The 12,402-nt window shown below is 34.5% G+C and carries 11 protein-coding genes and 5 tRNA genes; 3 read left to right on the forward strand and 13 right to left on the reverse strand.

Annotation, left to right across the window (positions count from 1 at the left end; genetic code table 11):
- Positions 1 to 4 precede the first annotated feature (4 nt).
- Complete coding sequence (locus tag P5P89_RS02445) at positions 5 to 442, forward strand: DUF4268 domain-containing protein (protein WP_278010589.1); 438 nt, start codon at positions 5 to 7, stop codon at positions 440 to 442.
- Positions 443 to 491: 49 nt separating this feature from the next.
- Here P5P89_RS02445 and P5P89_RS02450 read toward each other — a convergent pair whose 3' ends face one another.
- The 6 genes from P5P89_RS02450 to P5P89_RS02475 form a co-directional block, all read right to left on the reverse strand.
- Positions 492 to 1,415, reverse strand: a complete 924-nt coding sequence (locus P5P89_RS02450) for an ATP synthase subunit B family protein (RefSeq protein ID WP_278010590.1) — start codon at positions 1,413 to 1,415, stop codon at positions 492 to 494.
- A 38-nt stretch (positions 1,416 to 1,453) separates the two neighbouring features.
- Entirely contained in the window at positions 1,454 to 1,864 is a 411-nt protein-coding gene (locus tag P5P89_RS02455; protein WP_278010591.1) for a hypothetical protein, read from the reverse strand.
- 16 nt (positions 1,865 to 1,880) lie between these two features.
- On the reverse strand, positions 1,881 to 2,825 hold the full coding sequence (locus tag P5P89_RS02460) for an NAD(P)H-dependent flavin oxidoreductase (RefSeq protein ID WP_278010592.1): 945 nt from the start codon (positions 2,823 to 2,825) through the stop codon (positions 1,881 to 1,883).
- Positions 2,826 to 2,831: 6 nt separating this feature from the next.
- Complete coding sequence (locus P5P89_RS02465; protein WP_278010593.1) at positions 2,832 to 4,436, reverse strand: S8 family serine peptidase; 1,605 nt, start codon at positions 4,434 to 4,436, stop codon at positions 2,832 to 2,834.
- Positions 4,437 to 4,477: 41 nt separating this feature from the next.
- A complete protein-coding gene (mnmA, locus tag P5P89_RS02470; RefSeq protein WP_278010594.1) occupies positions 4,478 to 5,665 on the reverse strand; it encodes a tRNA 2-thiouridine(34) synthase MnmA in 1,188 nt (395 codons plus the stop codon).
- A gap of 207 nt (positions 5,666 to 5,872) precedes the next feature.
- On the reverse strand, positions 5,873 to 6,601 hold the full coding sequence (locus P5P89_RS02475) for a toxin-antitoxin system YwqK family antitoxin (protein ID WP_278010595.1): 729 nt from the start codon (positions 6,599 to 6,601) through the stop codon (positions 5,873 to 5,875).
- A gap of 243 nt (positions 6,602 to 6,844) precedes the next feature.
- Between P5P89_RS02475 and P5P89_RS02480 the strand changes: the two genes are divergently transcribed.
- Positions 6,845 to 7,288, forward strand: a complete 444-nt coding sequence (locus P5P89_RS02480; RefSeq protein ID WP_278010596.1) for a hypothetical protein — start codon at positions 6,845 to 6,847, stop codon at positions 7,286 to 7,288.
- A gap of 149 nt (positions 7,289 to 7,437) precedes the next feature.
- A complete protein-coding gene (locus tag P5P89_RS02485; RefSeq protein ID WP_278010597.1) occupies positions 7,438 to 9,216 on the forward strand; it encodes an AMP-dependent synthetase/ligase in 1,779 nt (592 codons plus the stop codon).
- Positions 9,217 to 9,280: 64 nt separating this feature from the next.
- Here P5P89_RS02485 and P5P89_RS02490 read toward each other — a convergent pair whose 3' ends face one another.
- From P5P89_RS02490 to P5P89_RS02520, 7 genes are all read right to left on the reverse strand, one after another.
- Positions 9,281 to 9,826 carry a 3'-5' exonuclease gene (locus P5P89_RS02490; protein ID WP_278010598.1) on the reverse strand — a complete coding sequence of 182 codons (546 nt, stop codon included), beginning with the start codon at positions 9,824 to 9,826 and terminating at the stop codon, positions 9,281 to 9,283.
- Between the two features lie 61 nt (positions 9,827 to 9,887).
- On the reverse strand, positions 9,888 to 10,985 hold the full coding sequence (locus P5P89_RS02495) for a slipin family protein (protein WP_278010599.1): 1,098 nt from the start codon (positions 10,983 to 10,985) through the stop codon (positions 9,888 to 9,890).
- Positions 10,986 to 11,754: 769 nt separating this feature from the next.
- Positions 11,755 to 11,827 (reverse strand) — tRNA-Leu (locus P5P89_RS02500).
- 124 nt (positions 11,828 to 11,951) lie between these two features.
- Positions 11,952 to 12,023: transfer RNA gene (locus P5P89_RS02505), tRNA-Pro, on the reverse strand.
- 5 nt (positions 12,024 to 12,028) lie between these two features.
- A tRNA-His gene (locus P5P89_RS02510) sits at positions 12,029 to 12,101 on the reverse strand.
- A 47-nt stretch (positions 12,102 to 12,148) separates the two neighbouring features.
- Positions 12,149 to 12,221: transfer RNA gene (locus P5P89_RS02515), tRNA-Asp, on the reverse strand.
- 24 nt (positions 12,222 to 12,245) lie between these two features.
- Positions 12,246 to 12,318 (reverse strand) — tRNA-Asn (locus P5P89_RS02520).
- Positions 12,319 to 12,402: the final 84 nt, after the last annotated feature.

Below are 12,402 nucleotides of genomic sequence, written 5' to 3' on the forward strand. Positions count from 1 at the left end.
GAAAATGTACAGCAGAGAAGAATCACAAAAACTAAAAAGAGAATTCTGGGTAGCATTTGCCGAGAAATATCCCAGAAAGTGGGTGCTTTATGATACTAAGATCAAAGACTTTTCTTTTAAATTTTATATAGATAATAAAAAAGCGCAGGTCTTAATTGATATCGAACACCGAAGCGATGAAAAACGAATGGCTTATTTTGAAAAATTAGAAGCATTAAAAAACATCTTAGAAGAAGAATTCATCAAAGATTTAGTTTTCGAAAAAAACTTCACATTAGAAAGCGGAAAAACCATCAGCCGTATTTGGGTTGAAAAAACCGGGGTTGGGTTCAGCAATCGAAATAACTGGGAGACTATTTTTGATTTCTTTTTCGAAAAAATGAATGCCTTGGAAATGTTTTATTTAGAGTATGATGAGTTTATTAAGGATATTGAACAATAAATTGAAGGACTACTTATTTATAAAAAACAAAACTGTTTTTAAAGTAAACCTACTTTAAAGCAGTTTCTAACTTTTGATTTTGCAATTTTATCATTTCCTTAAGCTTTTCTATTTCTTTACTTTGATTATCAATGCTTTTTATTTTTTCATTGTACTCTTCTAATTTCTTATTTTGCTCAATAACATACAAAGTAAGTTCCTCAACCTTTAATAATAATTTAGCATTCATCTCACTAAGATTTATCCCTTCACTTTCCATTTTAGCAGCAGGAGCAATCTCTGGAAGATGTTTATTAGCTTTAATATATTCATCTAATTTATTAAGGGGTAACAATGGGTAATCATTTTCAAAAACAAAATCACAGCCTTTATTTAAACATACTTTTACTTCTTCAGCCCTAATAGAACCATATACATCTAAAAGACCTGTATTAGTCATCCTTAAGCGTTCTACACCACCCACAAAAAACTTATGAGATGTAAAATGGTGAAATTGAAGCCCATCATCCCATGCAGGATTACTAATCTTATAGTGCTCTTTATTTTCTGAGCGATCAAAATAGATTTTTTTAAAACCTAAAGTTATATCACCATTCACTTCAAGTTTAGTCTGCGGGTCTGAAACTCCTATTCCTATATTTCCATTTTGTTGAATTCTTAAAACTTCTCCAGATAGAGTAAAAAATTTATGAGATGTGTAATGATGATACTGAAGTCCATCATTCCAAGCTGGATTACTAATTTTATAAAACTCTCTATTGGCAGAACGATCTAGATAAATCGTTTTAAAATCCAAAGTTATATCTCCATTGATTTCAAATTTTGTTTTAGGATCTGACACTCCAATCCCAACATTATTATTAATAGAATTAGAAACTCCACTTATACCATTAGGGACGTATAGATTTTGTGAAAAAGATTTTATAACAATAAAAAAGAACAAAAAAAAGGGAAAAGTATTTTTAAATTTCATAGATATGATTATAATTAACAAATATGCACTATTTTTACTTATACATTAAAAATATTATACACAATAATGTGCTTATCATAATTAATATAGAGCTGTTTACGGTAGTCCTGCTTTTTTCGGGTAATAATTGAAATTTTACAGTCAATACCACTATTGTCTTTGCATACAAATGAATAGACAATATCGGTATCATTTTCTTCCCTCTCGATGTATTCAATGATATTAAAAAGCTGTATTTCCTGTGAATACACCACAATTCTATGTTTTTCTGTATCGAGTATCACAGAAAGGTTAACCAAATCAAGATTTGACCATTCGCCCCATTTACCTTTATCATTTTTTTCTAAAACACTGAAACCCGATGTTCTAAAACGATAAGACTGACTGTAAGTTTGCTGGATTCCTAATGCAAGAAAAAGAAGTATGATATAATTGCGTAAAATATTCATAATGTTAGAGGAGCTATTAAAACTCAAATTTACTTTTTTCCTGATAAGCAGCTTTAAAATCGGCTATTATTTCATGAATTATTTTTTCTGCTGGTAAAATTTCATGGATTAATCCTGCTATTTGTCCTATTTCAAGTTCCCCTTCTTCAAGATCGCCTTCAAACATTCCTTTTTTTGCTCTTGCCCTTCCTAAAAGCTCTACTAGGTCTTCTTTTGAGGGACACTTTTTATATAACTCCTGAATATCTTCGTAAAATTTATTTTTAATCAAACGAACAGGCGCTAATTCTTTCAGCGTTAATTGTGTATCACCTTCTTTTACCCCCACTATTTTTTGCTTGAAATTAAGGTGTGAAGATGATTCTGTTGAGGCAGCAAAACGGCTTCCTATCTGAACTCCGTCTGCCCCTAAAATCATCACTGCCAGCATTCCTCTTCCGGTAGCGATTCCACCCGCTGCAATAACCGGAATCTGAATTTTTTCTTTTACCATCGGAATCAAAGTCAGCGTTGTGGTTTCATCACGACCGTTATGACCTCCGGCTTCAAAACCTTCTGCTACAATAGCATCAACGCCGGCTTCTTGTGCTTTTAAAGCAAAAATACTGCTACTGACAACATGCACAACGGTAATTCCTTTTGATTTTAAAAATGAAGTCCAGGTTTTAGGATTTCCTGCCGAAGTAAATACAATTTTGACCTCTTCATCAACTACAATATTCAGAATTTCTTCAATATTTGGATATAACATCGGAATGTTGACACCAAACGGTTTATCAGTAGCTTTTTTGCATTTCTGGATGTGTTCCCGTAAAACTTCAGGATACATTGAACCTGCCCCAATAAGCCCTAAACCACCGGCATTACTTACTGCTGCAGCTAATTTATAACCGCTGTTCCAAATCATCCCTCCCTGAATGATTGGGTATTTTATATTAAAAAGCTGCGTGATTTTATTCATTGAAAGTTATTGTTTTATAATCTTTCCGGTTTTATGCAAACCATCCGCATCAAAAGTATAAAAATAGAGGCCGCTTTTTAATGATTCTACTGAAAGATTTGGATTTTGATGCGTTATATTTTTGTCAATTACTTTTTGGCCTAAAACAGAATAGACAATAACCGATGCATCATTTATTTGATTAGAAAAAGTGAATGTTATAGTAGTTTTAGCGGGATTCGGATAAACAGCAAAATCTTTATTTACAAAGCTATCAACTGCTAATGCAGCACTGAAATTTGGAATTCCGTAACCGTAATTATTATCAGGTGCTGAATATTTATCTGAAGACTGAATAACCATGTTTCTAATCTCCTTATTTGTTTTTTCAGGATACGCCTGCCATAAGCAAGCAATCATTCCGGCCATAATTGGGCATGAAAAAGAAGTGCCGTCAGAAACACCAATATTCCCCGAAACATCGGCAACCACAGCATCTTTACCTTGTGCCATAACATCTGGTTTTATTCTTCCGTCATAACTTGGCCCTATAGAACTAAATCCGGATCTTACTTTAGAAGCTGTAACTGCACCAACTGTAATAACAGAAACAGCATCTGCAGGCCCTCCAATATGTTTTTCGGTCTGATTTCCTTCGTTTCCAGCTGAAGCAACAACAATAATTCCTTTACTAAAGGCAATTTCAGCACCCCGGGATATAAAATTTGTTGTTCCGTTCATATCGCTGTAGGTATGATTATATTCCGGTCTTGTAAAATCACCAAAATATCCTAACGAAGTTGTAATGATATCAACACCTAGCCTGTCTGCTTCTTCTGCAGCCTCGACCCAAAGCGATTCCTCAACCGGACATTCTGAAGCATCATCTTCTGTAATAAACAAATAATAAGAAGCATCGGGAGCAGTACCTATCAGTTGGTTTTCTTTATATCCTCCCATAGTCGAAAGAACTAAAGTCCCATGGCTGTCACCCGTATAAAAATTGGCGTTCCTGGAAACATAATCATAACCACCCAAAATTTGGTTGTTATCTCTTAATTTTTGAAAAGGCTGCGCCGTATTTACTCCTGGAAAACCACCGTCTAAAACAGCGATTATTTTTCCCGATCCCGTGTAATTTTGCTGGTGCAGAACATGTCCGTTCAGCATCTGAATCTGGTTTGCAGAGGTTCCGTAATTATAATTAATGGTTGTTTTAAGTTTATTTTTCGTTTCTGCAATTTGATTTTCACTAACCTTTTTAGAAGTTATATTTAATGCCTTATTCGCAAAAACAACTTTATCAACAAATTGCAATGTCTTCAATGCATTAATATTTACCTGGCTCCCTCTGATATGAAGTGCGTTTAGCCACTTAGACTGTGCCATAACAGTAATTCCCGCACTCGATTTTACCTGATTAACGTAAGTAACTTCCAAAGGAACATCAGTAAAATTCAATCCTATGTTTTGGCTGGATCTTCTATCAAGAGAACGCTGAGAAAGCATTAATGTGGGAGTATCAAAATAAGTCTGAGCGTTGGGTTTAGCATTAAAATAAACCCACGCATCTTCCTGCGAAAACATCGTGGTCGAAATCAATAAGAATAAAACAGCGTAATGTATCTTCATAAAATTTACTTTTTAAGGCTTGAACCTTTAAAAGTATAAAGCTATGAAATTACTCCCGAACCAACTAATTCATTTTCTAAATACCATGCTACAAATTGGCCTTCAGTAATTGCTGATTGCGGTTCTTCAAAACGAACATACATTCCGTCTTCAAATTGGTATAGAGTAGCTTTTTGCAGCGGCTGGCGATAACGGATTCTCGCCATTACTTCCATGGTTTCGCCCACTTTTAAAGTCTTATCGCTACGAATCCAGTGGACTTCTGATTTTTCTATAAATAATGCTCTTTTGAACAAACCGGGATGATTACTTGTCAGACCGGTGTATATTGTATTGGTTTCAACATCTGTTGCAATAACAAATAACGGATCAGTAGTTCCGCCAACGTTTAAACCTTTTCGCTGTCCAACCGTAAAATAATGAGCACCCTGATGTTTACCCATAAATTTTCCCATTTCAGGACGATAATCCAATTTTTGAGCTTCGATTTTTAATTCTTCTTTCAAAGATAATCCTGCTGGTTTTTCGACGTTGTAAATAGGATCATTTTTATCAATCTGAACAATTTCCCCTTCTTTAGGCTGCAATTTTTGCTGCAAAAATTCTGGCAAACGCACTTTTCCAATAAAGCAAAGTCCCTGAGAATCTTTCTTTTCAGCTGTGACCAACTCCATTTCAGCTGCAATTTCGCGAACCTCAGGTTTAGTCAAAGCACCAATTGGAAATAATGCTTTAGATAATTGCTCCTGAGATAACTGACATAAAAAATACGACTGATCTTTATTATTATCAGCTCCGGCGATTAATTGATAAACAGTCTTTCCATCAACTTCGATTTCACTTTTTTGACAATAATGTCCCGTTGCTACATAATCTGCACCAAGACTTAAGGCAATTTTCATGAAAACATCAAATTTGATTTCACGGTTACAAAGCACATCAGGATTTGGAGTTCTCCCTTTTTCGTATTCATTGAACATATAATCAACGATCTTTTCTTTGTATTCTTCGCTTAAATCGACAGTCTGAAACGGTATTCCAAGTTTTTCAGCTACTAACAGAGCATCATTACTATCTTCTAACCACGGACATTCATTTGAAATAGTAACAGAGTCATCGTGCCAGTTTTTCATAAAAAGACCAATAACTTCATACCCCTGCTGCTGCAGTAAATAAGCTGCAACACTTGAATCTACTCCACCGGAAAGTCCAACAACTACACGTTTCATTCTAAATCTTTTATATTTTTACAAGGGTGCAAAGATAAATCAAATTATAGATAATTAGGGTAGTTTTGATTACTTTATAACATACTGAAATTGACAAAGCTTATTGTAATTCATTTTTTCCAATAAGCTTTTGATTTTGTTTTTTCTTGTTCGGTAGATTAAATTTTGTTTATATCACGGAAGTAAAATTATCCCGCAATACTTTTACTATTGTTTCTTTTCAGCCGGATTTTTATTAGTTACTATTTTTTCAGAAATTTTATTGATATTCTTCGGATCACTCATATTGAGTTCCTTCGTAAGCTTTCCTTTTACATAAAATTTCCAAATTCCTGCTTTTTTTCCATTCAGGAATTTACCTTCTGAAGCCACAACTCCATCTAAGTCATAAAAAACAGCGTCACCATTATACTGGTCATTTGCATATGTTGTTTGTTCTAAAATGATTCCGTTTTGGCCAAATTTTTTATATACGCCTTCTTTCAGACCATTTTTATACGTCATTTCTTCTGCCACTTTTTCATTTGGATAATAAACGGTTCTTTTTCCTTCCAGTTTACCGTTCTTATAGTTTTCAAGCGTCATGATTACTTTTGAAGCTTTATGGTAATATTTCCATTCCCCTTCATATTTTTTGTCAATCACTTTTCCTTCACTTACCTTGTTTTTTTTCTGATCATAGAAAATTGTATAAGCACTTCCGTCATTTGCACTAAAGTCACGGGTTGCAATTACATCTCCTTTTTTAGTATCATCAAAAAATTTAAAAATCCCAACTTCTTTTCCGTGGCTAAAAGTTCCTTCATAACGAGGTCGTTTCGAAATTTCATAAGTCCCTTTCCAGACACCATCTTTTTTTCCGTTGGCATCGAGTTTATTAAAATCCTGCGCAAAACCTGCGGCACTTATCAAAAACAAAATCCAAAAATTTCTCATATTTTCTTTTTCTATATAACAACAAAGATTGATTTTTAGTATTGCAAAGGTATAACCATTAAACAGAAACTCCTTTATCTATTACTAAAAAGTCTTTAAGAGCTGAGATTTGAATCTTTTTCATGTCAGTAAATAAAATTTAAAAAAAGCTTTTATAATAATTGAATAACTTTTGCAAATTAACCTATATTCGCAAAAAATAATATAGCAAAAAAATATAACGCAAATTAAATCCGGAGCCTGATGAAATCCTTAAAATTATTCTTACTTACACTTTTTATAGGTGCCTCACAATTACATGCACAAGCAAAAGTGGAATCTATCATCTATAAATTCCACCCACATTATATGACTACTGATATAGGTCAGACTGTCGCAGGAACTTATTTGATTGAAGGAAAAAAACAACCCGTTATTGAAATCAATGCTGATGGTACTGGTATTATTCAATTGGCCAATTTATCTAAAAAGAAAATAACCTGGGGAATAGAATGTTCTGATGAAGGTATTCCTATCTTCAAAGAAGGCTACGACAGTTCTTCTTATACATTTTGGTATAAAATAACAGGAACAGGTGAATGGCTTTATACACAGTTTTTAATTATTCCTGGCAAGAAAAAAATGTATCTTATGGGAGATCGTGTAAAATATTATGGAGAAACCCAAGTAAAAAATGAGGAGGAATAATTAACCTTTTTTATATGAAGTAAAGCAAAAATAAAAACGTTTTATCTGATTTTATCAACACTTCTGAAAATTTCAGCTTTTTATTTCATGAAATAAAAAATTATACCTAATTTTTATTTAATTTGCAATAAACTTCAATATCTCATCTAATGGTTACAATCACACGCCTTTTTGATTTCCCTTATTATCAACAAGAAACTTACAATCTTCAGGTTGCATTCGCTACCAAAAAAAATGGGGTTTGGGAAAAAACATCCAGCAGTGAATATATTACTAAAGCCAATGCTGTTTCAAGAGCACTATTGCGCCTGGGTGTTCAAAAAGATGATAAAATTGCCTTAATAACTTCTAACAACCGTACGGAGTGGAATATCATGGACATTGGGATTCTCCAGACCGCAGCGCAAAACGTTCCAATCTACCCTACAATTGCTGAAGAAGATTATGAATATATTTTAAACCACAGCGGCAGTATCTATTGTTTTGTTTCTGATGAAGAAGTACTTCAGAAGGTAAATGCTATAAAAGCAAATGTACCGACCTTAAAGGAAGTTTATTCTTTTAACGAAATTTCAGGCTGCAAACACTGGTCGGAATTACTGACTCTGGGTGATGACGAAAGCAACCAGACAGAAGTTGAAGCCAGAAAAGACAGTATCAAAGAAGACGATTTAGCTACTATAATTTATACTTCCGGAACTACCGGAAGACCTAAAGGCGTTATGCTTTCGCATAAAAATATTGTATCGAATGTATTGGACAGTGCTCCAAGAATTCCGTTTGATGCCGGAAAAAGTACCGCTTTAAGTTTTCTCCCAATCTGCCATATTTTTGAAAGAATGATTTTGTATATCTATCAATATTATGGTGTTTCTGTTTACTTTGGGGAATCCATTGAAAAAATAAGTGATAATTTAAAAGAAGTACGCCCTACGGTTATTACAGCCGTACCAAGGCTTTTGGAGAAAGTTTACGATAAAATTTATGCCAAAGGAACTGAACTGACCGGTATCAAGAAAAAACTCTTTTTCTGGGCGATTGATTTAGGCTTAAAATATGAACCATACGGCGCCAATGGATTTTGGTATGAATTTCAGTTAAAAATTGCCCGAAAACTGATTTTCAGTAAATGGAAGGAAGGTTTGGGCGGCAGACTGGATTTAATGGTTTCGGGAAGTGCCGCTTTACAAACGCGTTTATCCAGAGTTTTTGCTGCTGCCGAAATTCCGGTTATGGAAGGCTACGGTTTAACAGAAACATCTCCTGTAATTGCCGTAAACGACCAGAGAAATAAAGGTTTCAAAATTGGAACTGTTGGAAAACCTATCCGTAATCTTGAAGTGAAAATTGCTGAAGACGGAGAAATTCTTTGTAAAGGGCCAAACGTAATGCTAGGTTATTACAACGATCCTGAAAAGACTGCTGAAGCTTTACAAGATGGTTATTTCCACACGGGCGATATTGGAGAAATTGACAGTGAAGGTTTCTTAAAAATCACCGACCGTAAAAAAGAAATGTTCAAAACATCAGGAGGGAAATACATTGCACCTCAGATGATTGAAAATGCGATGAAACAATCCCGTTTTATCGAACAGATTATGGTGATTGGTGAAGGCGAAAAAATGCCGGCAGCTTTTATTCAGCCGAATTTTGAATTTGTAAAAGAATGGGCGAAAATCCATAAAATCAATTTAGGAAATTCTACTGCTGAAATTGCTTCTAATCCCGATGTAATTAAACGAATTGACGAAGAAATTGAAAATATCAACAAGAAATTCGGACACTGGGAACAAATCAAACGTTTTGAGCTTACCCCGGACATATGGTCAATCGATGGCGGACAGCTTACTCCTACCTTAAAATTAAAACGTAAAATTATTAAAGAAATTTATAAGGATTTATACGCAAAAATCTACGGAAACCAATAATTAATCAAAATATAATAACCTAAAACGGCTGCCCTAAAAGACAGCCGTTTTTTAATTTAACAAATTAATTATGCAGACACCAGTGCATAACTTTAGCAATGTTTTTGGCATCGTCAATTCCGCGGTGATGTGTTCCTTCAAGCGGAATATTCAACAGATGCAAAGCACCGTTCATTCCGGTTGGTTTTTGCAAACCGAATTTTTCAGCAAAACAGGTTTTGACATTAATATGCTCCTCGCCCATTGGATAAGAAATTCCAAACAATCTACATTGTTTTTTAAGCATATTCAGATCGTACTGACCGTAACTTGCCCAAGTGTATAAATCGGGTTGGTATTCATCTGTCAATTGATTAATCGCTTCTTCAAAACTTACTCCGTTTTTGTCAAGTAAATCCTGAGTAATAGTTGTAAGTTCTGTACAAAACGGACTCACTGTTGAACGCTGCGGTTTTATTAAAATACCTTTGTTTTTGGTAATTTCACCTGTTTGCGCATCTAAGACTGCTAATCCAATCTCAATAATTTCATTTTGCTGCCCTTTCGGGACCTCGCCCTGCCAGCATGTGGCTTCTAAATCGATAATAATAATTTTATCTGTAGTTTTCATTTTGCTTAAATTTTAATAATTATTTAAAAAAAACCACCAGTCTTTTAAACTGGCAATTTTCTCATTTAACGAAAATCTCTTTCAACTGACCGATGACGTTTCCGCTTCCTGAAATCGTGATTTCCCCAATTTTATCAGCGATTTTTTCTACATACTCCATCTCTTTCAATTTCCATAACATTTCGTTTTCCTCCATCAATTTTGCGGTGTTCAGTAAACTTCTTGTCGAAGCTGTCTCTTCTCTTCTCATAATCGTGTTTGCCTGCGCTTTTTTCTCGGCAATCAAAACCTGATTCATGATTTCTTTCATATCTCCCGGAAGAATAACATCCCTTATACCGGCATCAGAAATAAACAAACCAAGTTCATTTACTTTAGAATTGACATCTGTCACAATATCATGGGCAATAGTATCTTTTTTGCTCAATAATTCGTCAAGCGTTAATCCGCCAACAAAAGCTCTTAAAGCCAATTGCATTAAAACATACAACTGTTTTTCAAAATCTTTGTTTTCAATCAAAGCTTTCAAAATATCCACAACCTGATATCTTACAAAGAAATTGATTCTCAAACCTGCTTTATCTTTGGTCAACAATTCCTGACCTGAAATCTCTACTTGTTGCTGTCTCATATCAATTGTTTTTACATCAATTGTAATAGCATTATTCCAAAAATAATGTGTTCCTGATTTTAGCTCGGTTGTAAAAGTTCCGTTTACGAATAGCAAAGCTTTATCATTGCTTGCCACCATAAATTTTCTCACGAATGGTCTTAATTTTACAGTTTCCAAAAGATTTACAGCGATATTTTCAGTAATATAAATTTTAGATAAATCTACTTTTCTGAATTCATATTTTACAATTCCTCTCCAGAACGCATATCGTCCGGCAGTTAAAACTTCTTTGAAATTTCCGTTTACAAATTGCAGTACAATTTCATTATCAGCTACCTCAACGATTTCTAACATGGCAGATAACACTTCGTTTTCCAATAAAACATTCAATTCAAAAGATGCCTGAAATGGAAAATTCATTTCGTGAATCGTTACATTTTTATCACCAATAATCCAGTGCTTTCCTTCCCTTAATACTTTTGTTAATTTTCTGTTTTCAAACACCAATCCTACTTGGTATGACTCGATTTTAATTCTATTAATCATAGTTTTTATTTTATTTCAGGTTTTCTTTGTTTCATGTTTCAGGTTCTGAAACCGATGAAATCCTTATTTTACTTCTAACTTTTTACTTCTAACTTTTAACTTTAATAAAAAAAACTTCCTTGCCTTTCTCCTCCTGGAAAAACGGACGAATAGTTTGTTTAAGATTTCTCAAATTGTTTACGGCTATTTCCTGCAGAAGCAAATTCTAAAAATCTTCTAACAATCAAGCCGAAAAGAAAACGAGCATTTCATAATACATTTCTATCCGCACTGGTTTCATCGTGAGTGTGAATTTTCAGATCTTAAAATCTTCAGTTCACTGACAAAGACAAATCAGTCTTTTCTGGTCATCTTTTTAAGAGTGATGTTCTCTGAAACACAGATTTTCAGTCTGTTGACTTACCACTTCGTCCAATCAACCCATAGTTGATGCAGGATTCGAACCTGCAAATTTCTATTGCTCTACCTGACTGAGCTATCGCATTCCTGCGAATGGGAGTCGAACCCATGACACATAGAGTTTGTCTGATGATTTTTTGGAAAACCTTCAAAACCTCCAAATCAAGCTGCATAGAAAAACATGATACGCTTTCGCGAAAAGTTCCCTACAATGGTGTTATACAGAAACACGCAACCGGACTTGTTTGATATTTTCAAGCAAAATTTTGCTGTTTTTCACTTTATAAAGAACTTATTTATTTCCTGAACAAAGATTGCTACACAACTCCGCAATTATTTTGCGTAGAAAATTAAATACTCAAAAAAAATGTACAGGAAGATAGACTCGAACTCTCAAAAAACAGATTCTAAATCTGCCGCGTTTACCATTTCGCCATTCCTGCATTTATTAATCCTCAGTATTTAAAACTGAAATTGTGGAAATAGTAGGATTCGAACCTACTCAGTCAAAAGACAGCGGTGTTACAGACCGACCTAACTCTCCAGCTTTAGCGTATTTCCATTTTGTCTGGGAAGCAGGATTCGAACCTGCGACCTCCCGCGTCCAAGGCGGGTAAACAACCACCGTTATCTTCCCAGTTTTAGGGTGTCTTCGGGAATCGAACCCTGTTCTTCGGATCCACAGACCGACGTTTTACCAAATAAACTAAAAACACCATTTTAAGTTTCTTAGGACCTAAGTCCCTCAGAAGTTTTAAAATAAGCGGCCCATACGGGAGTCGAACCCGTTTCTCCCGAGAGACAGTCGGGAAGGTTAGCCAGTAACCCCAATGAGCCAGTTCTTTCTAGAGAACATTTCTTTGATTTTGGAAGGGATCGAACCTACAGCCTATTGGGTAATATCCAATTGCTCTGCCAATTGAGCGACAAAATCATTTTATTTTTGAACATAAAAAAAGCACCCGGTTAAAGGTGCTTCATGAGATTTAATAAGATATACGTATCCTATTGCCTATAT

Source organism: Flavobacterium gyeonganense, assembly GCF_029625295.1.
GTDB lineage: Bacteria > Bacteroidota > Bacteroidia > Flavobacteriales > Flavobacteriaceae > Flavobacterium > Flavobacterium gyeonganense.